26 protein-coding genes are annotated in these 26,525 nt (G+C 70.5%); 11 read left to right on the forward strand and 15 right to left on the reverse strand.

Annotated features, from left to right (window positions below; translation table 11 throughout):
- Nucleotides 1–2: 2 nt before the first annotated feature.
- The gene (locus tag QM708_RS08155; protein ID WP_415106555.1) at nucleotides 3–3,758 is read right to left on the reverse strand and encodes an SCO7613 C-terminal domain-containing membrane protein; all 3,756 of its coding nucleotides are present in this window, start codon (nucleotides 3,756–3,758) and stop codon (nucleotides 3–5) included.
- 361 nt (nucleotides 3,759–4,119) lie between these two features.
- On the opposite strand from QM708_RS08155, the gene trxA reads away from it, so the two are divergent.
- The 4 genes from trxA to QM708_RS08175 all read left to right on the forward strand — a co-directional run bounded on the left by trxA (nucleotide 4,120) and on the right by QM708_RS08175 (nucleotide 7,084).
- Nucleotides 4,120–4,434, forward strand: a complete 315-nt coding sequence (trxA, locus tag QM708_RS08160) for a thioredoxin (protein WP_415106558.1) — start codon at nucleotides 4,120–4,122, stop codon at nucleotides 4,432–4,434.
- An 18-nt stretch (nucleotides 4,435–4,452) separates the two neighbouring features.
- Entirely contained in the window at nucleotides 4,453–5,112 is a 660-nt protein-coding gene (locus QM708_RS08165; protein ID WP_415106560.1) for a hypothetical protein, read from the forward strand.
- Complete coding sequence (locus QM708_RS08170) at nucleotides 5,109–6,038, forward strand: hypothetical protein (protein WP_415106563.1); 930 nt, start codon at nucleotides 5,109–5,111, stop codon at nucleotides 6,036–6,038. The genes QM708_RS08165 and QM708_RS08170 overlap by 4 nt, the downstream gene beginning before the upstream one ends.
- A 176-nt stretch (nucleotides 6,039–6,214) precedes the next feature.
- Nucleotides 6,215–7,084: a glycerophosphodiester phosphodiesterase family protein gene (locus tag QM708_RS08175; RefSeq protein WP_415106565.1), complete on the forward strand. Its 870-nt coding sequence runs from the start codon at nucleotides 6,215–6,217 to the stop codon at nucleotides 7,082–7,084.
- Nucleotides 7,085–7,087: 3 nt separating this feature from the next.
- Here the strand turns inward: QM708_RS08175 and QM708_RS08180 are convergent, their stop codons facing one another.
- The 13 genes from QM708_RS08180 to QM708_RS08240 all read right to left on the reverse strand — a co-directional run bounded on the left by QM708_RS08180 (nucleotide 7,088) and on the right by QM708_RS08240 (nucleotide 19,480).
- Nucleotides 7,088–7,357, reverse strand: coding sequence for a hypothetical protein (locus QM708_RS08180; RefSeq protein ID WP_415106568.1), 270 nt, complete (start codon nucleotides 7,355–7,357; stop codon nucleotides 7,088–7,090).
- Nucleotides 7,358–7,371: 14 nt separating this feature from the next.
- A complete protein-coding gene (locus QM708_RS08185) occupies nucleotides 7,372–9,960 on the reverse strand; it encodes a LysM peptidoglycan-binding domain-containing protein (protein ID WP_415106571.1) in 2,589 nt (862 codons plus the stop codon).
- Nucleotides 9,960–10,388: a TadE/TadG family type IV pilus assembly protein gene (locus QM708_RS08190; RefSeq protein WP_415106573.1), complete on the reverse strand. Its 429-nt coding sequence runs from the start codon at nucleotides 10,386–10,388 to the stop codon at nucleotides 9,960–9,962. Before QM708_RS08190 ends, QM708_RS08185 begins: the two co-directional genes overlap by 1 nt.
- Entirely contained in the window at nucleotides 10,385–10,753 is a 369-nt protein-coding gene (locus tag QM708_RS08195; protein ID WP_415106576.1) for a TadE/TadG family type IV pilus assembly protein, read from the reverse strand. The genes QM708_RS08190 and QM708_RS08195 overlap by 4 nt, the downstream gene beginning before the upstream one ends.
- Before the next feature lie 3 nt (nucleotides 10,754–10,756).
- Nucleotides 10,757–10,963, reverse strand: a complete 207-nt coding sequence (locus tag QM708_RS08200) for a hypothetical protein (protein ID WP_415106577.1) — start codon at nucleotides 10,961–10,963, stop codon at nucleotides 10,757–10,759.
- 26 nt (nucleotides 10,964–10,989) lie between these two features.
- On the reverse strand, nucleotides 10,990–11,862 hold the full coding sequence (locus tag QM708_RS08205; protein ID WP_415106580.1) for a hypothetical protein: 873 nt from the start codon (nucleotides 11,860–11,862) through the stop codon (nucleotides 10,990–10,992).
- Nucleotides 11,863–11,870: 8 nt separating this feature from the next.
- Nucleotides 11,871–12,734 carry a type II secretion system F family protein gene (locus tag QM708_RS08210; protein ID WP_415106583.1) on the reverse strand — a complete coding sequence of 288 codons (864 nt, stop codon included), beginning with the start codon at nucleotides 12,732–12,734 and terminating at the stop codon, nucleotides 11,871–11,873.
- The gene (locus QM708_RS08215) at nucleotides 12,731–14,161 is read right to left on the reverse strand and encodes a CpaF family protein (RefSeq protein WP_415106586.1); all 1,431 of its coding nucleotides are present in this window, start codon (nucleotides 14,159–14,161) and stop codon (nucleotides 12,731–12,733) included. The genes QM708_RS08210 and QM708_RS08215 overlap by 4 nt, the downstream gene beginning before the upstream one ends.
- Nucleotides 14,158–14,937, reverse strand: a complete 780-nt coding sequence (locus tag QM708_RS08220) for a hypothetical protein (RefSeq protein ID WP_415106588.1) — start codon at nucleotides 14,935–14,937, stop codon at nucleotides 14,158–14,160. The genes QM708_RS08215 and QM708_RS08220 overlap by 4 nt, the downstream gene beginning before the upstream one ends.
- On the reverse strand, nucleotides 14,934–15,569 hold the full coding sequence (locus tag QM708_RS08225; RefSeq protein ID WP_415106591.1) for an SAF domain-containing protein: 636 nt from the start codon (nucleotides 15,567–15,569) through the stop codon (nucleotides 14,934–14,936). Before QM708_RS08225 ends, QM708_RS08220 begins: the two co-directional genes overlap by 4 nt.
- Before the next feature lie 373 nt (nucleotides 15,570–15,942).
- A complete protein-coding gene (locus QM708_RS08230) occupies nucleotides 15,943–16,689 on the reverse strand; it encodes a succinate dehydrogenase/fumarate reductase iron-sulfur subunit (RefSeq protein WP_415106594.1) in 747 nt (248 codons plus the stop codon).
- The gene (locus tag QM708_RS08235) at nucleotides 16,686–18,719 is read right to left on the reverse strand and encodes a fumarate reductase/succinate dehydrogenase flavoprotein subunit (RefSeq protein ID WP_415106597.1); all 2,034 of its coding nucleotides are present in this window, start codon (nucleotides 18,717–18,719) and stop codon (nucleotides 16,686–16,688) included. Before QM708_RS08235 ends, QM708_RS08230 begins: the two co-directional genes overlap by 4 nt.
- The gene (locus QM708_RS08240; protein ID WP_415106600.1) at nucleotides 18,716–19,480 is read right to left on the reverse strand and encodes a succinate dehydrogenase; all 765 of its coding nucleotides are present in this window, start codon (nucleotides 19,478–19,480) and stop codon (nucleotides 18,716–18,718) included. The genes QM708_RS08235 and QM708_RS08240 overlap by 4 nt, the downstream gene beginning before the upstream one ends.
- 200 nt (nucleotides 19,481–19,680) lie before the next feature.
- On the opposite strand from QM708_RS08240, the gene QM708_RS08245 reads away from it, so the two are divergent.
- From QM708_RS08245 to QM708_RS08255, 3 genes are all read left to right on the forward strand, one after another.
- Nucleotides 19,681–20,385 (forward strand): DUF4956 domain-containing protein, encoded by a 705-nt coding sequence (locus QM708_RS08245; protein ID WP_415106603.1) that lies wholly within the window; start codon nucleotides 19,681–19,683, stop codon nucleotides 20,383–20,385.
- Nucleotides 20,382–21,194 (forward strand): polyphosphate polymerase domain-containing protein, encoded by an 813-nt coding sequence (locus tag QM708_RS08250; RefSeq protein WP_415106605.1) that lies wholly within the window; start codon nucleotides 20,382–20,384, stop codon nucleotides 21,192–21,194. Before QM708_RS08245 ends, QM708_RS08250 begins: the two co-directional genes overlap by 4 nt.
- 81 nt (nucleotides 21,195–21,275) lie before the next feature.
- Nucleotides 21,276–21,515 (forward strand): hypothetical protein, encoded by a 240-nt coding sequence (locus QM708_RS08255; RefSeq protein ID WP_415106607.1) that lies wholly within the window; start codon nucleotides 21,276–21,278, stop codon nucleotides 21,513–21,515.
- A gap of 175 nt (nucleotides 21,516–21,690) precedes the next feature.
- Here the strand turns inward: QM708_RS08255 and QM708_RS08260 are convergent, their stop codons facing one another.
- Nucleotides 21,691–22,290 carry a TetR/AcrR family transcriptional regulator gene (locus QM708_RS08260; protein WP_415106610.1) on the reverse strand — a complete coding sequence of 200 codons (600 nt, stop codon included), beginning with the start codon at nucleotides 22,288–22,290 and terminating at the stop codon, nucleotides 21,691–21,693.
- Between the two features lie 349 nt (nucleotides 22,291–22,639).
- Between QM708_RS08260 and QM708_RS08265 the strand changes: the two genes are divergently transcribed.
- Genes QM708_RS08265 through QM708_RS08280 form a run of 4 tightly spaced genes read left to right on the forward strand, consistent with a single transcriptional unit; the run spans nucleotide 22,640 to nucleotide 26,499 of the window.
- A complete protein-coding gene (locus QM708_RS08265; RefSeq protein WP_415106613.1) occupies nucleotides 22,640–23,419 on the forward strand; it encodes a LamB/YcsF family protein in 780 nt (259 codons plus the stop codon).
- Between the two features lie 2 nt (nucleotides 23,420–23,421).
- The gene (locus QM708_RS08270) at nucleotides 23,422–24,159 is read left to right on the forward strand and encodes a 5-oxoprolinase subunit B family protein (protein ID WP_415106616.1); all 738 of its coding nucleotides are present in this window, start codon (nucleotides 23,422–23,424) and stop codon (nucleotides 24,157–24,159) included.
- Complete coding sequence (locus QM708_RS08275; protein WP_415106618.1) at nucleotides 24,156–25,151, forward strand: biotin-dependent carboxyltransferase family protein; 996 nt, start codon at nucleotides 24,156–24,158, stop codon at nucleotides 25,149–25,151. The genes QM708_RS08270 and QM708_RS08275 overlap by 4 nt, the downstream gene beginning before the upstream one ends.
- 40 nt (nucleotides 25,152–25,191) lie before the next feature.
- Entirely contained in the window at nucleotides 25,192–26,499 is a 1,308-nt protein-coding gene (locus tag QM708_RS08280) for an MFS transporter (RefSeq protein WP_415106621.1), read from the forward strand.
- Nucleotides 26,500–26,525: the final 26 nt, after the last annotated feature.

Below are 26,525 nucleotides of genomic sequence, written 5' to 3' on the forward strand. Positions count from 1 at the left end.
GCTCAGCCGCGTTCCTGGGCGGCGTGCTGGCGGCGCTCGCTGTAGATCGCCAGCCCGAGCAGGACGCCGCCGGCGCTGACCAGGGCGATCAGCCAGGGCACCGCGTCGATCGCGCCGCGGCGGGCGATGAAGACCAGGCCCACCGCGACGGCGAGGTCGACGATGCCGGCGACCAGGCAGGGCCGCCACAACATCCGGGCGCCGACCAGGAGCGCGGCCAGCGCCATCACCAGCACCAGGATCGCCCGCCAGGTCTGCGGATCGGTGCCGATCGCCAGAGTGGAGGGGCCGAGTGTGGCCAGGACGCCGGGCAGGATCACCCAGGCCGGATCGGACCGGCCGATCGGCCAGGACCGGTCGTCCACCGCCACGCCGCGCCGGGCCGCCCGCCAGGCGAGGACGCCGCAGCCGAGCAGGGTCAACCCCAGCGGCAGCGCATGGAACTCCACCCGCAGCGCGCGCACCGACCAGCCCGCGATCCCGACGCCGAGGGCGAGCAGCCAGCAGTACCAGACCGGCGGCAGGATCACCCGTCCGCGCAACCGCAGCAGCGTGCTCGCCACCGCGACGGCGAGGAACGCCAGGCAGGCCAGCCACATGATCCACACCACCGCGGCGCCGGGACGCACGGCGAGCACCAGGCCGGACGCGGCGACGGTCAGCGCCGGCGCGAACCTCCACGATGCCGCCACCGGATTCCACCGCTCACTGTCCCCCCAGGCCCAGCGGACCTGCTGCCCGGCCACGCCGAGCAGCGCCGCCGAGACCGCGGCGGTCGCCACCACCCAGGAGAAGCCGGCCAGCGGGTCGGCGTCCATCGTCAGCAGCAGGTCTTCCAGGCCCGGATCGACCGGACGGACCCGCCCGCTGGAGCGGACCGCCAGCACCAGGGGCGCCGTCCCGGCCACGACCACGGCGCCGGCCAGCGCCCACAGCGCGCGGCGCTCGCCGCGGCGGCGGGCGAACCAGGTGCTGCCGGCCAGCAGCGCGGCCACCACGGTGAGGGCCGCCGCCCGCACCAGCAGATCCCGTCCGGTCACCGCCAGCAGCCAGGTCGGCACCAGCGCGAGCTGCAACCCGGCCGCGACCAGCACCCACCAGCGGGTCCGGCGGCGCGCCAGCGCCCCTCCGACGATCACCGCGGCCACGCCGAGCGGCAGCGTGTAGGCCTCGACCAGGCCCACCTCAAGCAGCACCAGGGCACTCCACAGCACCCCGGACGCCGCCAGCGCGACCAGCCACCACACCGGGTGACGATCGGGCTGGGTGGCGACCACGGCCCCACCGGCGGCGAGGATGGCGCAGACCACCAGCGAAGTGTCCGGCCCGGCGGCGGGCAGGATCACCGCCAGCACCACCGAGGCGAGCGCGGTCAGCAGCGCCCCGGCCTCGAAGGCGATCCGGACCGGCCGCGCGGCCCGGCCGTCGATCCTCTCGATCCGGGACGCCGCCGGCGAGGCCGCGATCGCGGTGCCCACGGCCAGCGCCGCGATGACCGGCAACAGGATCGGCGAACCCGATCCGCGAATCAGCATCGCGCCCGCGTTGATCAGCACGATTCCCGCCGTCGGCAGCAGGCTCGCCGCGGTGATCACCCGTAGCCACAGCGGTTGCGGACGGCCCCGCACCGTCACCGCGAACTCCACCGCCAGCATGCTTACCGTGGCCGCGGCGGCCCACCAGGACCGCTCGTCCAGCACCGTCACGATGGCCAGCACCCAGGGGATCAGGCCGATCCCCCACACCGTGTACACCGTTGCCGCCGCGAATCCTCCTGGTACCACCGGCGTCGCCACCAGCACTCCCACCGAGACCAGGCTGGCGGCGACGGCGAGTAGGCCGGCGACCGGCGTCCACTCACCGGCGGCCCACCCGAGCGGGTACCAGTGCAGCGCGAAGCCGAGCAGGGTCAGCGCGTAGCCGTAGCCCACGCCGACCAGCGCCGGACGCCCGGGGCCGGGCACGAGCTGCGTCCAGCCGAGCACGAGGGCGACCACGGCAGCGCCGGCGGCCAGGGTGAGCGGACGGGAGTCCCAGCTGGCCGCGGCGGCCGCGAGGATCATCAGACCACCGCCGATCCGGGCAGCCGTCCGCACCGAGACCGCCCGCTCGCCCACCCACAGCGCCACGAGCCCGCACACCAGGGCGAGCGCCAGCAGCAGCCACACCGAGGTGGCCAGCGGCATCACCGGCAGCACGGCGAACGCCGCCAACCCGGCCAGGGCGAGCCAGGGCGCCATCCAGCCGCTCACCTCGCCCGTGCCCAGGTCGTCGGGCGCCCTCATCGCAGCCGACGGGCGGTTCAGCCGGCTCGGCGGCAAGGATGCGGCCACCGCGCACACCGCGGCCAGCAGCAGCAGCCCGGTCGCCGCGTAACCGGCGTCCGGCACATTCCATGCGGGCATCAGCACCCGGATCGCACCGGGGTCGCGCAGTCCTTCGCGGTCCCCCAGCCCGGCCAGCAGTTCACCGGCGGCGGGCAGCCCGAGCAGCATCGCGGACGCCCACCCGCCCTTCAGCAGGCCCGACCAGCGGCCGTCCTCGCCCGACGGCAGCGCGCTCAGCCCGGCCATCGCGAGCCAGCCCAGGCTCCCGGACGCCGCCGCGATCAGCGGGTGGCCGTCCACACCGAGCACCCCGAACACGGGCGCGAGCACCGCGATCATGCCGGCGATGCGGCGCCAGCCCGATCCGGAGGTGGCGCCGTGCAACCACGCGGCCCCGGCCGCGGCCAGCGCGAGCCCCGCGCTGAACGGAGCCCCCGGGGCGGCGTCCAGGGCGAGCGCCAGCGTCACCGCCACGGCGAGGAGCAGCGCGAACGCCGCCCCGGTCCCCACCACGGCCCGCTCGACGCGGAAGGGAAGCGGTCCGGGCCGGTCGTCCTGCCAGCGACGGGCGATCCGGCGCCCGGCCGCGGCCAACGCGACGCCGGCCACGAACGACAAGGCCGTCGGCCACAGCTCGCCCAGGCGCAGGAAGTGCAGCGCGGCCGGTGCCGCCGCGATCGGCGCGAGCAGAATGCCGGCCGACACCCACGGGCGTAGCCGCAGCGCGAATCCCGCGGTTCCCAGGCCGGCAGCCAGACCCCCGGTGGCAAGCGCGGCGGCGAGCATCTCCGTCTCGGGCGCGAGCCAACCGACGAACAGCGACGTCACCAGCAGCGCCAGCAGCGCCGTTCCGGTCGCGATGGACGCCGCCGACACCGGACGCCGTCGGCGCATGACCAGGGTCGCTGCGGCCGACGTCACCGTCACGGCGAGCAGGATGATCCGCACCAGCCCCGGATCGGCGGGCACCAGGAAGGCCAGCACCAGCGCGGCCGCCACCAGCGCACCGACCCCGACCGCCGAGAAGATGGCCACCGGATTGACCCCGGCCCGGGTCTCGGCCCGCACCACCGCCGCCGGCCCTGGGGCCGGAGTCGTCGCCATCGCCGCAGGCGGCAGCACGGTGTCCGCCGGGGTGGGACTGCCCGCCGGGGTGGGACCTCCCGCGGGCTGCGAGACGAGTTTCGCCGCGAGGCCGGGCTCCTCTGGCCGGGCGGGTGCGTCCGTGCGGGCGGCCATCCGGCTGAGCGTCCGTTGGCGTAGTTCCAGGGCTTGCGCCGCCGCCTCGGACTGCCGCCGCAACAGCACGGCGTCCTCACCGTGGAGCGGCAGCCCGCACCCGTCACAGGCGTCGCGCCGCAACGGCCGTCCGCACGCGGGGCAGTGGTGCCAGCGCCGGAGCTCCGCGATGGCCTCGTCGAGGACGCTCATGTCGCCTCTTTCGTCGGTGGGGTGGGTGCTGGCTCTCCCAGCAGGGTAGTCAGCGCGGTATCCCCCGGCATCGGCCCGCGGTCGTGATTCACAGCCCCGAAGTCACGCCGTCAGAGGTAGCCGAGGACGACCCCGGCTGTCGGTTCGCCTCCGGGCGTCAGGCCCTGCCCCTGGTCGCGGGTCCTGCAACCATCGGCCTAGGCGTCCTGCATTTTCCGGCCTAGGAGTCCTGCAATCATCCGGCTAGGCCTTGTGACTACTGGCGATGCAACGTTCTCCGCTGCTGCGGGCCAACGCACCCGAGCGGTGACTCCGCGGCGTACAGTGGTGGGCCCCGACCTACTGATCTCAAGGAGTTCGCATGATCGCCGTCACCGACGCGACCTTCGCCGACGAGGTGCTGGCCTCACCGCTTCCCGTCCTGGTCGACTATTGGGCCGACTGGTGCGCACCCTGCCGGCAGTTGTCGCCGATCATCGACGAACTCGACCGCGAGTACGGCGACAAGATCCGGTTCGCGAAGCTCGACACCAACGCGAACGCGGCGACGCCGATCAACTACGGGATCATGAGCATCCCCACCCTGCAACTGTTCGTGAACGGCGAACTGGTCGCCTCGATGACGGGCAGCAAGAGCAAGGGCGCGATCGTCAAGGCGCTCGCCGACTACCTCTGATCCTTCGAGGGCTGAGCCATGGGCGTCCTCGACACCTTGCGGGTCGTCCTGGGGCTGATCCTGCACCCGGGCGATCCGGCTCTGGGCGCGCTGATCACCGGTGAGGGCGCGCTGGTCACCGCACTCGGGGTCGCCACCATCGGCTGGGCCTCGATCTCGCTCGGCCACGGCGGCGTCCTGCTGATCAACCGGGTGCGCGGCGTCCGGATGATCGTCGCCGGCCTGCTCGGGCTGGTGTCGGTCGTCGTGCTCCGCGTGGTCGAGGCGCTGGTGACCTGGGTGGTCGCCACCCTCGCGACGGGTCGGGTGATCCCAGCCGAAGAGATGGTCGTGCTGTTCCTGCTCGCGATGGCGCCGCACGCGTTCGCGGCGTTCACGTTCCTGCCGCATCTGGGCCTGTTCCTCGGACGCGCCTTGGAGGCCTGGTCGTTCATCGTGATCTTCCTGCTGCTGGCGGGCCTGTACGACATCGGCGTCGGGTATGCGCTCGCGGTGACGGCGTCCGGCTGGCTGGCGATGCATCTGCTGTCGCGGGCGCTCGCCGCCCCGATCGGCTGGGTGGCCTCGCGGCTGTGGAGCATCGCGTCCGGCCAGCCGGTCATCGTCACCTCGCGCGACATCCTGGCCGGGACGCCGTTCATTCCGGTGAACGCGGTGCTCGGCGAGGACGCCCGGTGATCGGCTGGATCCTGGCGAGTGCCGGCGGACTGCTGCTGCTGTTCGCGCTGCTGGCGCCGTTGGAGTCGCTGCGCTGGTGGTCGACCCGTGGCGTCGCCGAGATGCGGCGCACCTATGCGCTTCTGGAGCGGCATCCGGCACCCGGACCGTCCGGCGAACAGCCCGCCCGCTACGTGCTTTACCTGTCCGGCGTCGGCATGGTGGACGGCTGCACGCTGTCGGCACGCGAGCGTTCCTTCTGCGACGACCTGGCGGCGGCGCTGCCGGGAGTACCGGTGATCGCGGAGGTGTTCCCCTACGCCGTCGACAACCGCGGACTGTTGCAGCGGGCGACCGCCTGGTTGTGGGGACGCCTGGCCCGGCTGCGCAAAGCCCGCCGCGAAAGCCTCACCCCGAAACTGATTCATCTGCGGAACACGCTCCAGGTGATGGTGTCGGCCGACCCGCGTTATGGGCCGACGCTCAGCGCGGGCCTGGCCCAAGAGATCTGGCGGGCGCTGCTGCGGCACGGATACACGCCGGGCTGCGGGGTTCCGGTCACGCTGATCGGCTTCTCGGGCGGCGCGCAGATGGCGATCGGCTCGGCCAGCATGCTGACCCTGCTCGGCGTCGAGGTGTCGGTGATCTCGATCGGCGGCGTGTTCGGCGACGACCCGGGCCTGGACCATGTCACCCACCTGTGGGACATCCGCGGCTCCCGGGACAGGCTGCGCAAGGTCGGCCCGATCGCGTTCCCCGGACGCTGGCCGTTCGCGCGCGGCTCCACCTGGCATCACGCGGTCGAGGACGGCCGCGTCACGGTGCTGGACGGCGGACCGGTCGTCCACGACGGCCGAGGCTCCTACTTCGAGGGCCGTGAGCCCGGGCCGGACGGCGTCCTTCCGGCCGACCGTCTGCTGGCCTTGGTCACCGGCATCCTGGGCTGAATGGCAGGCCGTCAGCGTACCCGTGCCGCGACCGGTCATCGCCCGGCGGCGGGGACTACTCCGTAAGTACCGAATCTGGTGCGGAGGGTCAATCTTTCGGGCGCAATGCGGGCGGCTTGGGTAGAGTGGACGGCGATTTCGCCCCCGTGAGTTCGGCGGCGACAAGGAGTGATGTTGTGTTTGGAGACACGGTCCACGGTGAGACCAACGCCCTGCTGAACAGCCTGGGCCACACGCATCGACCCTTGATCGTGTCGCACGCGGGGGTGAGCGTCGGGCCGATTCCCAGCAACACGGCGATGGCGGTGCGCGCCGCGCTGCAGTCGGGCGCGGACGCCGTGAAGATCGACGTTTCCTCGAGCGCGGACGGGGTTTTCTTCGCGTTCCACGACGGATTCGAGGCCGAGTACCTGGGCGTGGATCGCAATATCCAGTCGTTGTCGGCCGCCGAGATCGGCGAATTGTCGTACGTGTGGAAGGACCGGCCCGGACGCCGTCAGCCGGTGGAGCGGCTCGGCGGGCTGTTGAGCCAGTTCAAGGGACGACCGGTCGTGTTCGCGCTCGACCGGTCGTGGTGGCGTTGGCCCGCGCTGCTGCGCATGCTCGACGGTCTGCACATGACCGACCAGTTGCTGCTGAAGGTGCCGGCGTGGGAAACGGCGGCGCTGGAGCGGTTGCGCCAGCACAAGACCAAGTACCCGGTGTTGGCGATCTGTTCGACGCTGGACGAGGTGGGTCGCCTTCCGTTGCACGAAGACGCGATCAACCTGGTCGGTGTGGAGTTGATCACCCACGACGAGGACCATCCCTGGTTCGACCGCGAGGTGATCGTGCGGTTGCATCGCGACCGCCTGCTCACCTGGGTGAATAGCGAGACGCTGACCACGGGCATCCCGTTGTTCGCCGGCTACGACGACGAGCGCGCGGTCAACGAGAGCCCCGCCGCAGCCTGGTCGCGGATCCTCGACCTGGGCGTGTACGCCGTCCAGACCGAACTGCCCTGGCTGCTGTGGTACGTGCGGGAAGGCCGCAACGGCACCCTCTGAGCATCACAGCGCGCGGGCACGCAGGCGTCCTTCGATCACCTCCTGACACAGGTCGACCGTGTCCGGGAGCAGGTCGACGCCGAGCACGCGCGCGGTCCGGGTGACATGCCGGACCAGTCGTTGCACCTCATCGAGCCGCCCGGCGGCATGCTCGGTCCGGATTCGTTCGGCGAGCAGCAGTTCGTCCTCGGGCGCGGCGAGCAGGGCATGATTGGCGGCCCAGCGCGCGGTGTCGAGATCGCCGCGCTGGCGGGCGTTCCGGGAGGCCAGCACGCCGAGGTCGCGGATCAGCGCGGACGCGTCGGAGCGGAACTCCTCGGCCCACCCCCACTGGCCGGGGCGGCGTCCGCCAGCGGGGCACCGCGCACCAGTTCGAGCGCGGCGACCAGCCGGTCGAGCGGCAGGTGGTTGATGCCGCCTTCGGTGAGCAGGCGCAGTTCCTCCCAGTCCGAGGTGACGTCGGGGTGCAGCGCGATCCGGCCTGAGTAGGCGTCCGGCAGGTAGAGGGAACCCTCGGCGTCCGAGCCCAGCCAGGTGCGCAACCGGCTCATATTGGACCGGCGGGTGCCGTCGGCGACCAGCAGCGCGTGCGTCATCTGCACCGCGGTGCTGCCGGGATTCAGCAGCAGCCAGGCGCAGTACTCCAGGCATTGACGGACGGCCCGCGCGGGCGGCGTTCCCGCGCAGCCGGCCAACTCGACCGGACCGAGCAGGCTGAGCCGGGGTCCGCGCACGGGTGGGATCGCGGGACGCAGAGCGATGATGTTCACGTCGTCCTCCGAGGGTGCCGGCCACCAGGGTGCCGGCTCGGTGTCGGTGCTGACTGCGAGCGAATGGAGTTCGCTCAGGGCGGTGCGGGTGGCTGCGGGGACCGTCTGGGGGATGGCGTGCGCGTCGTCGTGGGCGACGCGGCGGGTTCCGTCGGGATCGACGGTGAGCACCCAATCCGCGGACGCCGCCTGCGCCCCGACCGGCACGATGGCGGCCACCCCGCAGGGCCGGTCCGCGATGGCGGCTTCCAGGCGGGCGAGTTGGGCAGCGTCCGGCACCAGTTCGAACAGCGCCACGTGCGGCGTCCAGGCGTCGGCGAGTTCGGGGTTCAGCCGGAAGTCCTCCCACCGTCCCGAGTCCAGGCGCGCCGACCGGGCGTCGGTCAGGCGCTCGACGCTCGCGACGCCGGCCTCGGCGTCGTCACCGCACACCACGCGATCCTCGCCGGTGACCCGGGCGAAGGCGGGATCTCCGGTGACCACGAGCAGGTCGAGGTCGGACGCCCACGGTGCGCACGCCAACTCGACCAGCATCGCCGAGATCACCTCGCCGGGCGAGGCGTTCTCGTCGCCGCGGATGCCCAGCACGCCCGAGGCGAGGACGTCGATCATCACCATCAGGCCGTCAGACCTCTCGCCGAGGGTGACCAGCGCCGGGTAGGCGACCGGCAGGTCAGGGGTCGGCTGCTCCCGCAATGCGGGCCAGCCGGCGACCAGGCTGTCGCCGACCGCGAGGAACCCGTCAGGAGACCCCTCGGGGGCCTCGATGAACTGGAACTCCACGTCGTCAGCACCGACGAGCACCCGGTGCAGCGGCGGTACCGGCTCGCCACGCTCGACCGCGTGGGCGGTGAGGAGCCGCATCGCCCGATCGAGCAGCATCATCCGGTCGGTGCCGTCGCCGCCGGACGACGGCACCTCGCTCACCGCCGCGGCCTGACGCACCAGGGCGGTCTCGTAACGCGCCAGTTCCCCGGCCGGTTGCGCATACCGGCGCCCCAGCGGACGCGCGCGCGCCTGAAGCCGGCGGTGAGCGCCGATCCCGCCCATCACCGCCGCCGCGGTGAGCGCTCCGATCCCGCCGAGCAGAGCCGCGAACGGTGCGGCGTCACTCGCCGGGGCCAGACGTTCGGGTGCGGTTGCCGTACCAGTCCCGCTCTCCCCGGCGGGTTCCTGGCCGTCATGGCTGGTGGACGCGGTCATCGGTTCAAGGCCGGCCTCGACCGCCTCGATCTCCGGGGCTGTGCCGGTGACCACGTCATCGGTCGCGTCCTGACCGCCGGCCTCCGCCGGCGCCTCCTCCTCGGAGGTCGCCGACGGCAGTTGCAGCACCCAGCCGGGATGGATGAGATCGGGGTCGCTGACCAGGTCGGCGTTCACCGCATGGAGTTCGGGCCAACGATGCCCGTCTCCCAGATGTTCCCGCGCGAGGCCGCTCAAGGTGTCGCCGGCCTCGACCGTCACCGCCGTCGCGGGCACGGGAATCACCAGCTGGGTGCCCGGAACGAGGCGAGTCAACGGATCGGCTTGCAGCGGCGCGTTGGCGGCCACCAGCGCGCGCCAGCGCCCGCCGTCACCGAGATAGTGCTCGGCGAGGCTCCACAGGTCGTCCCCCGGCTGGACGGTATGCACCTGACCCTCCGGGGTCGCGGACGCCGCGAGCGGTGTAGGCGCGTCGTCCTGGCGGCCGCCGATCTCGGACGCCGTGGTACCGCGTTCGTCCGATGGCACGGCCACCCGCGCTTCCTTGGATACCACCACAGTCGAGGAGATCGGTGCCTGTGCCTGTGCGGGAGCCGGCGCGGTGCCGGTCGCCATCGCGGTGGCGATGAGGCCGGCCGCGAGCGCACGCGGCCAGGCGAGACCGGGAAGCATCCAGCGGATCGTCCGCCCCGAGAGGGCCGAGACCGCCTCGACGGTGACCGACGCCACCCAGACCGCCCAGGCGACCCAGCCGAGCACGGTCAGCATCGCCATCAGAACCCGGACGTCGGTGATGCTCCACAGCCGGATCGATCCCCAGTCGGTGAAACCCCACGCCACGAGCAGGACCGGTGGCACCACCACCATGGCGACCAGTGCGAGCAGGGCCAGGACGCGTCTCATCAGCGCCTCCCTCGATAACGATCCAGAGTCGAGGACGCCTGCGCCTCGACAACGAACTCGCCGGGAACCCCCGGCAGCAGCAGATCGGCCATCGGCACCCGGCAGGCAACCGACGCCGTCACCTGCCCGGCCTCGCCGAGCGGCCGGGAGAACGCCGACGTGTCGGCGTTCAGTGCGGGACCGCCCACGCAATGCACACTCGAGGTGTCCGCATCCGCCGTCACGACCGCTTGAGCCTGGGTGCGAGCGGTGGCCGGATCGCGGGCGAGCGAGGCTGCCCGGACGGCCGAATCCGCCCACTGCTGCACCGTGATCCGGGCGAGCGCGAGGCGTCCGCCGCCGATCAGCGTGGCCATGATCAACATGAGCGCCGGCAGCAGGACGACGAACTCGATCGACAGCGACAGGCCACGCTGGTCTCTGGTCATGGCGCGGTCACCCGCTCCAGCGGGCGAGTGGCCTGCTCGCGCGCCCGGGTCAATCCCACATCGAAGAACGTCGGCATCGTGCCGGTCACCACCGCGCGCGCCTCGTCGGCGCCTCGGGTCACCTCGACGGTCACGCCGGCCATCCCGGCCCCTTCCGCGATCGCGGTCCCCAGCGAGCGGGCCTGCTCGACCGTCGACCCCGCCAGCGCGGCATGTTCCGCGGACGCGATCGCGGCGTGGCTGGCCACGGTGCGTCCGTGTGCGGCGAGACCGACCTGGATGAGACCAAGCACGGTCAGCAGCACCAGCGGGATGAGAATCACCCACTCGACGCTGCCGGACAGTCCACGTTCGCGATGGGTCATGGGTTAAGGCCTCGGGATCTGGGCGATCTGGCCGTTGATGTACCCCACCACCGCCCCCACGATCACCGTCGCGATGCCAAGGGTCGCGACGACCAAGATGGCCTGCTCAGTGGACTGGGACAGACCTCGCTCGTCGCGTTCGGCAGGCACGGACTGGAGGCGGCAGGACACCTCGGCCAGGAGGCCGACGGTGCGGTGAACGAAGGACATGATGATCTCCTTGGTGAGTGGTTTTTCTAGCTGCTGGCGATGATCGTCAGCAGAGGGGGAACGAGGAAGAACAGGCCGAAGACGATGGTGGGGATGACCATCCAGATCGTCATGCGCTCGGAGACATCCGCCGCAGCGATCTTCATCGCCGTGAGGTGTGCGTCACGAAGCTCTTTCACACGGGCGCGCAACGCGCCTGAGAGCGAAGCCCCGGATTCGTCCAGCCGCATCACGTCGGCAAGGTCGGCCAGGGCCGGCAGCTCAAGTTCGGCACCCAGCGCCTTCAGGTCTCCGTACGGCGCCCGCTGTTCAAGGTGGGCGCGCTCCAGGCTGCCGCGGATCGCGACGAACACCGGCACGTCGGAGAGCCGGGCCGCCGCGTGCAGCGCCTGTGTTCCGGACTGGTTGGCCAACCGCTCCAGCGTCACCAAATCGAAGTAGGTCAGCAGCGCCTCGGTCGCGTCCTCGGAAGCCTCTCTACTGGCAGCTCGCAGCCCGAGGTCGGGGATCAGGAAGCCGATCACGCCCAAGGAAAGGGCCAAGGCCAGCGGAATCAGCGGGGTCTGCCCAGTGACGAACCACCAGACGATGCCCACGATCAAGGGAAGCATGAAACCGAAAACCAAGCCGATCACCTTGCGCTGGTAGTGCTCTGCCAGCGTGCGGCCCTTGAGCCGCAACTGCCGTTCCACCGCGGCCGAGGCGACCACACGCCGAGAACGCACCCACCAGGTACCTAGTCGCGGACCCCCATGCGGATCGTGGGACGCGGTGATGTCGGCGTCCGGCACGCTGTCGAGCGCGCTCATCGCATCAGCCAGGCGTGCGTGTTGCGCACGGAAGGCCGCCACGACGAGGCAGACCCCGAATGCCACCAGCAGTCCAGGCAGCACCAGCATCGCGGCACTCATGATGTCCCCCGGAGAATCCGCGCGCGGCGACGGGGTAGCGTCATCCGGCGCAGCATCACGAGTGATCCGACGTAAGCGACAATCAGTACCACCAAGATGATCTGGCCGATCGGGGTCGCCAAGGGCGCGAAGAAGTCGCGCGCGAACAGCAAAGCCGCCCCGAGCACGACCAACGTGATGATGGTGACTTGTTGCACGACCACACGCGGCTTCGCACGCTCGGCCTCGATCTCGCGCAGGGCGCTGAGCCGACCCTGAATGGTGTCCGCGAGGGCCGACAAGGTGGCGGCGGCCCCCGTACCGCCGCGATTGATGGCCAGGATCAGGCTGGCGAGGACGGCATCGGCGTCCGGTGAGCCGAGTTCGTCCGCCATCGCCGTCAGCGCCTGTTCGGGCGTCCAGCGGTCATCGAGACGCCGGATGAGGAGCACCAGCGGCTCGGCGAGCAGCGGAGGGGGCGTCCGTGCGCTCAGCCGAAGTGCATCCGCGATCGATTTTCCGGTCGACAGCGTCGACGCCATCCCGCGCACCCAGCGGTCAAGGGCTCCCAGCAGTTCGATGTCGGTCTGCCGGGGTGCGGCCAACAACCGCGGGATCCCGAGCACGGCGGCCGGCGCGACGACCACCATGACAGGCCACCTCGTCCACAGGGCGAGGACGACGCCGACGACGGCTGCTCCCGTCATCATCACGGCGGTGCGGCCTCGCACGCGGCGCAGGTTTTCCACAATCTTTGTCCACAGGGCTGGGGATGACTGTGGAGTCTCGGCGGCCGATGCCGCTCCCCGCCACCAGGCGACCAACCCCAGCACGCCGGCGACCAGCGTCATTCCGGAGACCACCGCGATCAGCATCGTCATCGCGCACCCCGCCAATCGCCGAGGAACGGCGCCAACTGCTCCAGCATCGCGGCCTCGGGCTGGAATCGCGCCGGACCGGACGGCGTCGCCGCCTGATAGACGACATGGGCCACCGGACGGTTGCCCTCGACGCCACCGGTCAACGCGATCACCTGCGATACCTGCCGCGTCCGGACGCCGCCCCGCCAGGTCTCATCGGTCAGGTTCACGTGCACGATCAGCCCGATGTGCAGCGCGATCTGCCGGTAGGCCTCCTCAACGGTCAACACGCCGCCTTGGGCGACGCGCGCCGCGAGCCGGTCGATCGTGGACGCCGCCGAGTGCGAGTGCGTCGTGCTCATCGTTCCCGCGCCGGCCTGCATCGCCTCGAACATCGCGCCGGCTTCGACACCACGCACCTCGCCGACGATGATCCGCGAGAGATTCTGGCGCAACGCCTCGGGAATCAGGTCGGCGACGGTGAACTCACCCATCCGGTGCCCGTCGGCGATCTCGCCGAGGCCGACGCGCGCCTGGAGCGCGACCATATTGCGACGGCCCGGCTGCAGATGGGTGAGCAGTTCGTAGTCGGTCTCCAGCGTGCCGAAGCGTTCGTTGAGCGGGATCGAAGCGATCAGCGCGCGCAACAACGTCGTCTTGCCGGCGCCCTGATCTCCGGCGATCACGATCGAGGTGCGATGCAGCACGGCGGCATGCAGCAGGCGTCCGACATCATCGGGCATCATCCCGCGATCGACCAGTTCGGGAAGATCGACCTCGGTGAGGATGTGCTGGCGGATCGCGATGGATGGCCGGAACGACAGCCCGAAACCGATCGCGTGCAGCCGGTGCCGGTCGCCCAGGGCCAGCGTCATCGTGGGGTGCGCATCATCGAACGGACGCGGCGGGCGCACCGATTCACCCAGGAACCGGATGGCCTCGACCAGCTCCTCATCGCTGTCCGCGACGCGGGGCAGGTCCTCACGCCGACCGTCGCCGTACTGCGCGACGACGCTGTCGAAGCCGTGGATCTCGATGTTCTCCACATCCGGCAGTTCGAAGAGCAGCTGCAGGCGTCCGAAACCGTAGATGGCGTCTTCGACGGCGTCGGCGTACTGGTGTTCGCGCTCGATCGGCCACAACTCACCCAGGTTGCCCCGCTCTTCGGCGTGCTCGCGCACCACGCGCCGAATCAGGGAGCGGGCCAGCAGGCGCCGGTCGGTGTCGGGCATCGGGATGCCCGTGTTGTTCAGGTGCGCCTCAGCGGCGCGCGTCACGGCGTCCGACACCCGCCGGCGCAGGATCACCACCGTGTCCCATTCCACGGCATCGACGGCGGGCAGCCGGGCGGCGGCGCGCCGGACGGTCTCGGCGTCCGCCACGTAGGGCGCGGCGACGCCTGACAGCAACGGGATATCGGCCAGCCGGCGCATCGGCGTCTGGGTCATGACGCCACCTCCGCCGGCCGCGCCACGCCCATGGCGTCCGCGAGGCTCTGGGCCGCCTGCCCAAGCGACCGGCGGAAGCCCGACCGCATCCAGCCCCGCCCGAGGGGGGCGCCTTCGCTCAACTCGGCCGCCGACGCCGGATCCCACCCGACGGCGGCCATGACCGGGACGCCGAACTGGTCGGCCACCTCTTTGGCGGCGTAGGGACGGCCCGGGCCGACCAGGATCAGCCCCACGCGCCCCGGCGGACCCGCTTCCAGCAGCGGACCGAGGTGCAGGCGCAAGCCGGCCAACGAGACGAGGTTGCTCCGGCACACGAGCGCCACGGCGTCCGCCTCGGCGACCAACCCAGCGGGAAGGCCGTGATGCCCAGTGCGTCCGGCGTCCACGATCAGATCGAACGGCTCACCGCGCACCGCCTCCACCAGTCCGGGCCACACCCCCTCGTACAGGTCGATCGACCCCAGGTGGGTGAACCCAGAAACGAACCTCGGCGCCGTGGCCTCCGCACCGGACGCCGCGGGAACGGGCAGTGGTCGCCCGGCTGCGAGCAGCGCGGGGACGAGCGGACGCCGCTCACGATGCGCCTGCAACAAGGAATGAACGCCGCCTTCGGCGGCCGACTGGCCAGCGAGATACCCAGCGAGGACGGCATGTGAGGCCGAACGGTCGGCGTCCACCAGGACCACCTCGCGCGGCCAGCTGAGCGCCAGACCGAGGGCGGTGGTGGTGACGCCGGGGGCGCCGCTCGCGCTGGCGAGCACCAGGACACTCATCGCCGGCCCTCGATCTGGACGAGCGCGACCCGGTCGGCGGCGGCGAGACGTGCCACCGCCTCCGCATCCTCGGAGGCCAGATTGAGATCGAAGGTCGCCGAAGCGTCGGCCTGCTGGACCGGTGCCGCGACGAGGGTGGCCCGCACGCTACCGGGCAGGACATCGGCGTCCGTGCCACTCTCGGACGATCCGGAGGGCAGCGCGACCACGAGCAGCGGAGTTCCCGGCCGCAGATCGCTGACCGGGAACCGGCCGGACGCGAGCCGCACCCCGACACGGGACTGCCCCGACGGCAGACCGGCATCACCCCACGAGCCGTCGACGAGAAGGCTGCCACCGGGAACATCGGTCACGGCCGCCCGTCCGACGACATCGCTCAGCCTCGACTCGGGGACGGTGGCGACCCCCAGACCGGCGCTCACCGGCACCGTGGTGAGATCGGAGGACTGGATGATCTCGCCGCGATGCAGCGTGCGCGTCGCCTGCAGGACCGGCTGCGAAGCACTGAGCGAACTGAACACCGCGGCCGAGCCGAGCCCGCCGAGAGCGATCGCGATGAGGCCCGCCGCAAGCCAGAGCGGGCTACGGCGAACGCGGAGACGCGGACGTGCCGCATCGGTGACGGTGGTCATTGAGTCGGTCCTCAGGATGGGTGACGCAGTGAGCCCGACTGTAGGGTCCCCCGCCGCCCCCGGGAGCCCCCTCCCGTCGAAATGTGGATAACTTTCCTCATTCGAGCTGAGTTATCCACAGTAAACGCCTGTCCCGGGCCGTTTGGCCCGACCCCGACGCACTGATCAGCGCGTCCGCTCGGCGGTTGGAGCGGCTCGTGTTCGCTGTTGCGCACGACCTGCACCGTTGCCGACGAAATTTCGTGCGCATCCGTGCAACTCGTGCGCGTGAGTGTGGGTGGGGCGGTGCGTGACGCGCCGAAGGCCCCGAGAGGCTGTCGGACGCCGAAGCAGAGCGTGCGCGGGATCTCTCGACGTCACCTCAGCGGGCCCGTCAGAGTCGCCGGGTCAGGCCCGCCAGCAGGCGCTCGTGGTTGACCGCCGCGATCGCGGTCAACGGGATCCCGGCGGGGCAGGCCCGGGCGCATTCGCCGTAGTTGGAGCAGGGGCCGAAGAGTTCCTCCAGTTCGTCGACCACCGCGACCACGCGGCGGTGACGCTCCAGCGACGGCAGGGGTAGCAACGACAGATGGGTGAGCTTCGACCCGGCGAACAGGTGCGCGGCACCGTTGGGGCAGGCGGCGACGCAGGCGCCGCAGCCGATGCAGGCGGCGAAGTCGAGGGCCAGTTCGGCCCGCTCGGCACCCACCGGCAGGGCGTCGGCGTCCGGCGCGGTGCCCGCGTTCACCGCGACATGGCCACCGGCGCGAATCAGGCAGTCCAAGGCGCCGCGGTCGACGATCAGATCCCGCACCACCGGGAAGGCTCCCGCGCGCAACGGCTCGATCCGCACCGTCGAGCCGTCCGCATAGCCGGCCAGGCGCTGGTGGCAGCTCGGCACATTGTCTTCGGGACCGTGCACCTCGCCGTCCACGGTGATGCCGCAGGCGCCGCAGATGCCCTCGCGGCAGTCCGACTCGAACGCGACCGGCTCCTGCCCGGAGTCGATCAGTTGCTCGTTCAGCGCATCGAGCAATTCCAGCACCGACAGGTGCGGCTCGACATCGTCGACCTCGTGGCGCTCGAAACGCCCGGGCGCGGCGGCACCCGCTTGGCGCCACACCTCCACCGTGAGTTTCATCGGTAACTCCTCGTCGCCAGCGGCACCGCCTGGTACGTCAACGGCTCCGCATGCCGGGTGAACGTCATCGCGCCGCCCGGGTCGTCGGCGCCGTCCACAGCCCAGGCGGACGCGAACGCCCACCGTTCGTCGTCGCGGCAGGCCTCGCCGGCGTCCGCGTGCTCGGTGCGGAAATGCGCACCGCAACTCTCCTGACGGTCGAGCGCATCGACCGCCATCAGCTCGGCCAACTCCAGGAAGTCGGCGACGCGTCCGGCTCGCTCCAAAGCTTGGTTGACCTGCGCCCCCGAACCGGGGATCGCCACCTCGCGCCAGAACCGTCCGCGCAGGTCGCGAATCAGCCCGATGGCCCGCAGCAGGCCCTCCGCGGTGCGGGCCACGCCGACATCGGCGTACATGATCTCGCCCAGTTCGCGGTGGAAATGCGATGCGGCCAGATGCCCGCCCACCCCCATCAAGGCATCGGTCCGGGCGGTCACCCGGGTATATGCCTCGCGGACGCAGGCATCCCCGGCGTCCGGCAGGCGGGTGCCGAGCTGACCGGACAGATAGTTCGGGATCGAGAACGGCAGCGTGAACCAGCCGTCGACGCACGCCGACAGCAACGAGTTCGCGCCGAGCCGGTTGGCGCCGTGATAGGCCCAGCCGGCCTCGCCGCCGACGAACAGCCCGGGAATCGCGGTCATCTGGTCGTAGTCCGACCACAGCCCGCCCATGGTGAAGTGTGCGCCGGGCGCGATCCGCATCGGCACCGCGTACGGGTCCTCGCCGGTGGCGTGGGCGTACATGTGGAACAGGTTGCCGTAGCGGGCGGCCAGCACGTCGCGGCCGAGGCGTCCGATCGCGTCGGAGAAGTCGAGGTAGACCGAGTTGCACAACGGTCCCACCCCGTGGCCGGCGTCGATCTGCTCCTTGGCGGCCCGCGACGAGATGTCGCGCGGCGACAGGTTGCCGAACGAGGGGTACTTGCGTTCCAGGTAGTAGTCGCGTTCGTCCTCGGGAATCTCGGCGGGCGGACGCGCATCGCCCGGCTGCTTCGGCACCCAGATCCGGCCGTCGTTGCGCAGCGACTCCGACATCAAGATCGTCTTCGACTGCCAATGCGCCGAGATCGGCAACGCGGTCGGGTGGAACTGCACGAAGGACGCGTGCGCCAACGATGCCCCGCGTCGCACCGCCCGCCACACCGCGGTCGCGTTCGAGTTCATCGCCAGCGTCGAATGGAAGTACACCGACCCGTAGCCGCCGGTGGCCAGCACCACCGCATGCGCGGGCTGCACCCACACCTGCCCGGACTCCAGATCGCGCACCACCACCCCGCGGCAGACGCCCTCGTCGATCACCAGGTCGAGCATCTCGGTGCGGGTGTGCAGCGCGACCGTGCCGCGATGCACCTGCCGCTGCAGCGCCTGCGCGCCGGCGATCTGCAACTGCTGGCCGGTCTGGCCGCGGGTGTAATAGGTGCGCGACACCTGGACGCCGCCGAACGACCTCGTCGCGAGGGTGCCGCCGTACTCGCGCGCGAACGGCGCGCCGATCGCGTTCAGGTGATCGATGACGCGCACCGATTCCTGCCCGAGCCGGAACGCCTCCGCCTCGCGGCCACGGAAATCGCCACCCTTGACCGTGTCGACCACGAACCGGCGCAGCGAGTCGCCGTCCACCTTGCGGGCCCGCGCGGCGTTGATGCCACCCTGCGCAGCGACCGAATGCGCCCGCCGCGCGGAGTCGTGGTAGGTGAACGCGTGCACCTGATAGCCGAGTTCGCCGAGCGCGGCGGCGACGCCCGAACCGGCCAGTCCGGTGCCCACCACCACGACGGTGAACTTCTTGGTGTTCAGCGGGCTGACCAGCTTGTAGGCCGCGCGGCGCCGGTCCCAGGCGGTGGCCGGGTCACCCTCCGGCACCCGTCCGTTGAGCACCTGGCCGAGCCGGACGCCGGGCGCCGCGCTCGCCGGAGCACGCCACGCCTGCGGGTTCTCCGTGCGGGGTTCGCCGCCGATAGAGGAACGTCGACCGAAGAACCTCATGACAACCACCCCATCTGGACCGCGAGCGGGATCGCAGCGTTGCCGAGCAGGACCGCCACCGCGAGCAGTCCGCCGATCGCCGACAACGTGGCGCGCCAGCGGCGTCCCATCGCGCCCAGATCAGCGGCCATGGTGGCGAACCCCTTAGCGATGTGCAGGCTGAGCAGCACCATCACCAGGACGTAGAACCAGGCGCTCCACGGGCGCTGGAAGCTCGCGATCAGGTTGCCGTAGGCGTGCGTCGCGCCGTGCTCAGGGTGGGCGAACCCCTCGGGCGCCACCGGCGCGACACCCAACGTCAGGTCGAGGACGTGCACCACCACGAACACCAGCAGCGCGACCCCGGTGAGGGGCATCAGCCAGGCGCTCCACGACTTCATACCCTTCAGCTTCACCCGGTGACCGCCGCGCGCACGGCGTCCGCGCGACCAGACGATCGCCGCCGCGGCGACATGGATCACCAGCGCGATCACCAAGACGACCCGCAGCGCCCAGAGCACCATCTCCTTGGGGAAGAAGGGATAGAACACCTCGCGCAACCAGGCCGCGTAGCCGTTGAACGCCGCGGCGCCCTGAAACACCTTCAGGTTGCCGAACAGGTGAATCGCGACGAACGCCGCCCAGATCGCACCGGTGATCGCCATCGCCGACTTCAGCGCCCAGGACGGCACCCCGCGGCGGCGTCGCTGCCGCTGAGGCCTGCCCGGCGGGCCCACCTGAATGCGGGCCTGCGTTGCTTCGTGGGGGTTGGTGGTAGTCATGCGAACCTCCCTCGATCCACGTTAACCGGCCCCGGACGCCGCCGCTCGCGATTCGCGGAAATGCCCGCCGCTAGGTGCTTTGCGGGGAACGCGTCGCCGTCGATCCGTGGCCGCGGCCCAGCATCCTCACAGCCGGCTCAAAGACGCGACCGGCTGAATGGTCACCAGAACCCCTCAACCGGGCCACGAAGGAGAATCCGATGACCACGCTCGCCCTGATCGCCATCGACCTGATCGCCATCTGCACGCTGACGTTCGCGCTGTACTTCCGCCGCCACCGCCGCCGCGACCTGGTGGCCGCCTTCCTCGGCGTCAATGTCGGCGTGCTGGCCGTGGCGCTGGTGCTGAGCACCTCGACCGCCGGGCTCGGCCTCGGGCTGGGACTGTTCGGCGTGCTGTCGATCATCCGGTTGCGCTCGACCGAGATCAGCCAGCGCGAGGTGGCCTACTACTTCGCCTCGCTCGCGCTGGGCCTGATCGCCGGCATCGGCACCGACCTGGTCATCTCGGGCGCGCTGACCGCGATGATCGTCGCCGCGATGTGGGCCGGTGACCACCCCTGGCTGCTGCGCGGCGCCCAGGAGCAGACCATCACCCTCGACCGGGCGATCGCCGATGAGGCCGAGTTGCGCAGCGAACTGGCCTCCCTGCTCGGCGGCCCGGTCGACCGGGTGACGGTTCAGCAGCTCGACCTGGTTCGCGACCTCACCGTGGTCGACGTCCGCTACCGGCGTGCCGACGCCCGCACAGCCACGGCCACCTCGACCGGCGCGCGGCGTCCGGAGTTGCGCACCGAACCGGCCGCCGGACTCACGCGCACGATCAGCACGGATGCGCACGACATTTCGTACGCAACGGTTCAGGACGTGCGCAACGGCACCTTCGAGAACACGGGCCTGCGATGAGCACGACGACCACCTCTCCGATCGTCATCCCGGCGGCGCTGCCGACCAGCCGGTTCGCGCCGGTCGAGCTTGCCGAACTGCTCGCAGAAGCCGAACTGCTCACCCGGGTCGACCGCAAGTACTTGGTCACCGAAGAGGCGGCCTCCGCGCTGCTGAACGCGCTCGATGCGGGAACGAGGATCCTCACCATCAGCGACCGGACCAGCTTCGGCTACGAGTCGTCCTACTTCGACACCGCCGACCTGCTCAGCTACCGCCAGTCCGCACACGGACGCCGCCGCCGGTTCAAAGTGCGCACCCGTCACTACCTGGACGCCGACGCCGCGTTCGTCGAGGTAAAGGTGCGCGGCCCCCGGGACACCACGGTCAAGGAGCGCATCGAACACGACCCGGCCGACGGCACCTGGCTCTCGGCCGAGGAGCACGCGTTCATTCACGCCACGCTCAGCTCGGGCGGCCTGGACGCTCACCTCACCGACGGGCTGCGCCCCACCCTGGTCACCCGGTACACGCGCACCACGCTGCTGCCCACCGAACTGGACGTGCGGGTCACCCTCGATACGGACCTGACCTGGCATGACGGCGCCCGCGAACTGTTCCTGCCGGGACTGGTGATCGTGGAGACCAAGGCGGGCCGGCGCGCCTCGGGCGTCGACCGGCTGCTGTGGCGGTCCGGCCACCGGCCCACCTCGTTCAGCAAGTACGCCACCGGGATGGCGATCCTGCACGACGGTCTTCCCGCCAACAAGTGGTCACGCGTGATCCGCCACCTCCCAGCCACCACCCAGGAGATGCCATGCGCCGCCTGAAAGTCGCCCTGGCCACCCTGATCACCGCGGTCAGCCTCGCGGGGCTACCCACCACACCGTGATCACCCTCGGCAGCACCCCGTGGTCGATTTCTATGTCCAGATTCACCCCCCGTGGCGTTTGCCCTTGTCACAGGACACCCCCTTCGATCTGGACATAGAAATCGACCAGGCCTCCCGGGCAGGGTCAGAACTCGACCCGACGGACCTCGGTGCGGACGAATTCGTCGCCGGACGGGTCGAGGAAAACGCGCTGCTCAATCCGGGCGCGACCAGAAGAACATCAGTCGGACTGATGTTCCTGACGCTCGGCCGAGATTGAGCAGTACGTTTTGCTCCGCGCAGGGTCGCAACGACCCGGCCCGTCTTGCGTCTCCGCTGACGATCGACGCCGGTTCGCCCGAACGGTGATGCTCGCGCTCAGCCGGTCGACTCGACCGGCCGCACTGCAAGCACGCAGCCGCCTGACGCCACTAATTTAGTAGTGGGGACTAATATCAGATGCGGGCGGTGCCCGCCTGGTGCCAGCCGCGCAGGGCTCCCAGGTAGGCGTCTTTCAAGATCGCGAGCACCTTGGTCATCGACAGGTCGCGGGCGCGTAGGTCGAGCAGTTCGCGGGGGTCGAACATCATGTTGAACAGGAACAGCGCGCCCTCGAAGTAGTCGTCCTCGATCTCCTGAGCGCGCAGCAGGCGGCGGATCGGGCGCTCCCAGGCCTCGCGCACCATCTGCATGGCCACATCACCGCTGTGCAGTCGCTCCAGGAAGCCGCGGCGTGACCGCAGCTGCACCAGCCCGGGGCCGTAGACCTCGATGATGCGGCCCCATTCGGCCAGCACGTCGTCGAAGAGCTCCGGCCCGGCGGTGTTGCAGTCGTGCGAGTAGTCGCGGATCTGGGTGTCGACCTCGATCATGTAGCTGCCCAGCAGAACGTCGGCGGACGAGTAGTGCCGGTAGACGGTGGTCACCGACACGCCAGCCCGTTCCGCGACGGCGGGGATGGTCAGGCTCTGCGGGTCGACGCGGATGATGTCGCCGGCCGCGCGCAGGATCGCACGGCGGTTGCGGATCGCGTCGCTGCGAGGTTTCCGTGGCACCTCACACCTCCCGCGACTCTGCGTCCGACGGCCACACTGGGGCCCTTCCCAGCCGAGCTTACTCACGCGGACGCCGCGCGCCGCCGGTCACGTCCCATCCATCGACACCGATCCGGCTGTCTGGGACTGAACCCCCAGTTAAGTTCCGCTCAAACCAGTAGTTCTATCTCACTTAAAGACGCCACGGCACGGACCACGACACCCCGCCCTGCCTCAGAGACACCCCAGATCCCCACACAAGCCACCACTCCACCCACCCCCTCCGTGTAAATAACTGGTAAATCTGTTGCAGTTAGTAAACGTCGAGTTGTACCGTCGGCGACGAGCGCAAAACGGAACGGAGCAGTTCATGCGGTGCATCGACCTATCGGCCGACCTCGGGGAGAGCTTCGGCGACTACACGATCGGCAACGACGAGGCCCTCCTCCCCCTCCTCACCTCGGCCAACGTCGCCTGCGGTTTTCACGCGGGCGACCCGCGGGTGCTGGACCGCACGGTGCGCGCCTGCGCCGAGCGCGGCGTCGAGATCGGCGCCCACCCCGGTTTCCACGATCTGGTCGGGTTCGGGCGGCGTCCGATCTCGATGAGCACCGAGGAGGTCGCGACCGACACCCTGTATCAGATCGGGGCGCTGGCGGCCTTCGCCCGCAAGCACGGACGCACGCTGCAGCACATCACCCCGCACGGCAGCCTCGGCAATCTCTGCGTCGCCGACCCCGCCTACGCCCGCGGCGTCCTGGACGCCGTGGAGGCGTTCGATCCCACCCTCCCCGTGGTCACCCAGGCCGGTGTGCTGGCCGACCTCGCCCACGAGCGCGGCATCCCGGTGGCGATCACCGCGATGGCCGACCGCGCCTACAACACCGACGGTTCGCTGGTGTCGCGCAAGCTGCCCGGCGCGGTGATCCACGACCCCGGCCTGATGGTCGAGCGGGTACTGCGGATGGTGCTCGAGGGCACCGTCGAGGCGATCGACGGCACCGTGATCGATCTGGACTGCCACACCGTCCTCATCCACGGCGACAGCCCCGAAGCGCTCGAGGTGGCCGACCGGATCCGCACCGAGCTCGTCGCCCACGGTGTCACGCTGGCCCCGATCCCGACGGTGCTCAGCACCCGGAAGGGCTGACGATGGCCGAGGCGCCCGGCAGCTGTTATGCCGACACGATCCAGGCCGAACTGCGGTTCGTGTCCTACGGGGATTCCGCTGTCCTGGTCGAACGCGACTGCGCCGACCCGGTCCAGCGCTGGGCGGTGATGCAGTCGCTGAGCAGCGCGCTGCGCGAGGCGGACGTCCCCGGCATCGAGGGCAACTTCGCCACCTTCGCGACCCTGCTGGTCAGCTTCGACCCGCTGGTCACCGACGCCGGCACGCTCGAAACCTGGTTGCGCGCGCACGTGCCCACCGAGGAGATCCTGGCCACCACCGGCCGCATCGTGGAGATCCCGATGACCTACGGCGGCGAGTTCGGCCCCGATCTCGACGACGTCGCCCGCCACCTGGAACTCACCCGTGACCAGGTGATCGAGAAGCATTCCTCGTTCCTGTGGCGGGTCGCCTTCAACGGCGCCCCCGCCGGGACGCCGCTGCACGAGGGCTCCCCGTGGCCCCGCCCGGTGCCCCGCATGTCGGAGCCGCGGGTGAAGATCGCCGAGGGCACCATCGCGCTGGCCGGCCATCAGGGCACGATCTACACGATTCCCGCGCCCGGCGGCTGGCGGCTGATCGGCCGGACGCCGCTGAAGATCATCAACCCCCAGGGGAATCCGTTCGTCGCCATCGACCCCGGCGACCAACTCCGGTTCAAGCCGATCACGCCCGACGAGTTCGCCCGGACGCCGCAGGTCTTCATCGGAGAACTCCTGTGAACCCGCTGCTCACCCTGACCCAGGCGGGCGTGGCCTCGGTCACCGATCTGGGCCGCTACGGCGTCGCCCACCTCGGCATCCAAACCAACGGCGCCCTCGACCAACCGGCCGCACGCGCGGCGAACATCCTGGTCGGCAATCCCGACAGCGCCCCGGTGATCGAGGTGACCACGATCGTGCCGTTCGCGTTCCGCACCAGCGAGGCCGTGCTGCTGGCGGTCACCGGCGCGGCCGGCAGCGTCACCCTCGACGGCGATCCCGTCGCCACCCACGCCCCGCTGCTGACTTGGCCGAACGCCGAGGTGAAGATCAGCCCCGCGCCGTCCGGGCTGCGCGCCTACGTGGCCGTGCACGGGCGCATCCAGGGCGACGAATTCCTCGGCAGCGTCGCGCGCGACCCGTTGATCGGACGCGGCCGGCGCCTGTCCACCGGTGACGTGGTGATCGCGCACGGCGCCCGCCTGGGCCTGGTCCCGCATCCGCCGCTGTTCCTCGTCGCGGCTCCCCGCGAGGCCTATCCGCACGAGTGGGTGCTCGACGTGCTGCCCGGCCCCGAACTGGCCGAGTTCCCCGGCTTCACCGGCGGCATCACATCCACGGCCTACACCGTCGACACGCGCAGCGATCACGTCGGCATCCGGCTGGCCGGCCCGGGGTTCGAGCGGGTGACCAGCTCGGAGATCCTGTCCCGCGGCGTCCCGCTCGGCGCGGTGGAGATCCCGCCGACGGGCGGCCCGATCATCCTGATGCGCGGGCGTCCGCTGACCGCCGGCTATCCGATTCCGGCCGTGGTCGCGCGCAGCTGCCACCACTACCTGGGGCAGATGCGCCCCGGCGACACGCTCCGGCTGCGGATGAGCACCGCCGAGCAGTCGATCCGGGCCGTCCGCCAGCAGGAGGCCGACCTCGCCGCGCTGCGGCACCGCTGCCGAACCATGTACGAGGCCAGCCACCTCTTCACCGATACCCCTGTTGTCCCCATCCCCCGCTGACGTCCATCCCGCCGCTGTTCACCCTTGAGAGAGGACACCCATGACCGAGTCCACCGCGACGACCCACCACGAGATCCCACCCGAACAAATGCGCAAGGTCATCTTCGGTGGCAGCGCGGGCGTCTTCGTCGAGTTCTTCGACTACGGCATCTACGGCTTCCTGGCCACCACGCTGGCCCAGGTCTTCTTCCCGCCCGAGGCGCCCACGGCCGCCCTGATCATGACCTGGGGCATCTTCGCTCTCACCTTCCTGGTGCGCCCCCTGGGCGGCATGATCATCGGCGCGTTCGCTGACAAGGCCGGACGCCGGGCAGCCCTGGTGCTGTCGCTGACGTTGATGACGTTCGCGACCGCCGGTATCGGCTTCCTGCCCGGGTTTGCCGTGATCGGATACGCGGCCCCGATCCTGCTGCTGCTGTTCCGCCTGGTGCAGGGCTTCTCGGCGGGTGGCGAGGTCGCCAGCGCCTACTCGTTCGTGGCCGAAAACGCCCCGATGGACCGCCGCGGCTTCATGACCTCGCTGCCGCAGTTCGGCTCTTACACCGCGATGCTGCTCGGCACCAGCATCGGTGTCGCCTTGGCGAACCTGCTGCCCGAGGGCTCGCTGGTCGAATGGGCGTGGCGCGTCCCGTTCTTCGTCGCCATCCCGCTCGGCTTCATCGGCTACTGGATTCGCCGCACGCTGCAAGACACGATGGCCTTCCTGAAGGCCCAAGAGGCCGGCGAAATCGCCGACAGCCCGATCGCGAGCACCTTCAACAACGCCAAGACGATGCGCAAGGTCTTCCATTCGATCGTGCTCGTGCTGCTGAACAGCTCCGGCTACTACGTCCTGTTCAACTACATGCCGTCCTACCTGAACCGTGAACTGAAGTTCAGCGTCGGCCAGGGTCTGGCCGTCACCGCGCTCGCCGTCTTGGTGATGCTGGTGATGATCCCGACCATGGGTTGGCTGTCTGACAAGGTCGGACGCCGCAAGGTGCTGATGGGTTCGGCGATCGCGTGTGCCGTGCTGGCGATCCCCGCCTACTGGCTGATGGCCCAGGGCAGCTTCGGGCTGGCCGTGCTCGGCGCCATGATGATGGCCGCCGCTTTCGCCGGTCACGCGGGCGTCGTCAACGTCGCGCTGGTCGAATTGTTCCCGACCAAGGTTCGCGGCACCGCCTACTCGGTGGGCTACAACGTGTCGACCGCCATCTTCGGTGGCGCCGGCCCGCTGGTCATGACCAGTCTCATCGCGGCCACCACCATCACCGCGATCCCCGCCTACTACGTCGTGCTCACCGCTGTCGGCACCTTCCTCGCCGCGGCGTTCATGGCCGAGGGCGCTGGCAAGCCCATCGACTGACCCACCACCATCCCTCGCCGTGCGAG

This window comes from Propioniciclava sp., from assembly GCF_047602245.1.
GTDB lineage: Bacteria > Actinomycetota > Actinomycetes > Propionibacteriales > Propionibacteriaceae > Propioniciclava.

Excerpts from the sequence above, each read along its gene's own strand:
- QM708_RS08155 (WP_415106555.1), bottom strand. The coding sequence starts at position 3,758 with ATGAGCGTCCTCGACGAGGCCATCGCGGAGCTCCGGCGCTGGCACCAC.
- trxA (WP_415106558.1), top strand. The coding sequence starts at position 4,120 with ATGATCGCCGTCACCGACGCGACCTTCGCCGACGAGGTGCTGGCCTCA.
- QM708_RS08165 (WP_415106560.1), top strand. The coding sequence starts at position 4,453 with ATGGGCGTCCTCGACACCTTGCGGGTCGTCCTGGGGCTGATCCTGCAC.
- QM708_RS08185 (WP_415106571.1), bottom strand. The coding sequence starts at position 9,960 with ATGAGACGCGTCCTGGCCCTGCTCGCACTGGTCGCCATGGTGGTGGTG.
- QM708_RS08190 (WP_415106573.1), bottom strand. The coding sequence starts at position 10,388 with ATGACCAGAGACCAGCGTGGCCTGTCGCTGTCGATCGAGTTCGTCGTC.
- QM708_RS08195 (WP_415106576.1), bottom strand. The coding sequence starts at position 10,753 with ATGACCCATCGCGAACGTGGACTGTCCGGCAGCGTCGAGTGGGTGATT.
- QM708_RS08200 (WP_415106577.1), bottom strand. The coding sequence starts at position 10,963 with ATGTCCTTCGTTCACCGCACCGTCGGCCTCCTGGCCGAGGTGTCCTGC.
- QM708_RS08205 (WP_415106580.1), bottom strand. The coding sequence starts at position 11,862 with ATGCTGGTGCTGCCTGGACTGCTGGTGGCATTCGGGGTCTGCCTCGTC.
- QM708_RS08210 (WP_415106583.1), bottom strand. The coding sequence starts at position 12,734 with ATGACGATGCTGATCGCGGTGGTCTCCGGAATGACGCTGGTCGCCGGC.
- QM708_RS08215 (WP_415106586.1), bottom strand. The coding sequence starts at position 14,161 with ATGACCCAGACGCCGATGCGCCGGCTGGCCGATATCCCGTTGCTGTCA.
- QM708_RS08220 (WP_415106588.1), bottom strand. The coding sequence starts at position 14,937 with ATGAGTGTCCTGGTGCTCGCCAGCGCGAGCGGCGCCCCCGGCGTCACC.
- QM708_RS08225 (WP_415106591.1), bottom strand. The coding sequence starts at position 15,569 with ATGACCACCGTCACCGATGCGGCACGTCCGCGTCTCCGCGTTCGCCGT.
- QM708_RS08230 (WP_415106594.1), bottom strand. The coding sequence starts at position 16,689 with ATGAAACTCACGGTGGAGGTGTGGCGCCAAGCGGGTGCCGCCGCGCCC.
- QM708_RS08235 (WP_415106597.1), bottom strand. The coding sequence starts at position 18,719 with ATGAGGTTCTTCGGTCGACGTTCCTCTATCGGCGGCGAACCCCGCACG.
- QM708_RS08240 (WP_415106600.1), bottom strand. The coding sequence starts at position 19,480 with ATGACTACCACCAACCCCCACGAAGCAACGCAGGCCCGCATTCAGGTG.
- QM708_RS08245 (WP_415106603.1), top strand. The coding sequence starts at position 19,681 with ATGACCACGCTCGCCCTGATCGCCATCGACCTGATCGCCATCTGCACG.
- QM708_RS08250 (WP_415106605.1), top strand. The coding sequence starts at position 20,382 with ATGAGCACGACGACCACCTCTCCGATCGTCATCCCGGCGGCGCTGCCG.
- QM708_RS08265 (WP_415106613.1), top strand. The coding sequence starts at position 22,640 with ATGCGGTGCATCGACCTATCGGCCGACCTCGGGGAGAGCTTCGGCGAC.
- QM708_RS08270 (WP_415106616.1), top strand. The coding sequence starts at position 23,422 with ATGGCCGAGGCGCCCGGCAGCTGTTATGCCGACACGATCCAGGCCGAA.
- QM708_RS08280 (WP_415106621.1), top strand. The coding sequence starts at position 25,192 with ATGACCGAGTCCACCGCGACGACCCACCACGAGATCCCACCCGAACAA.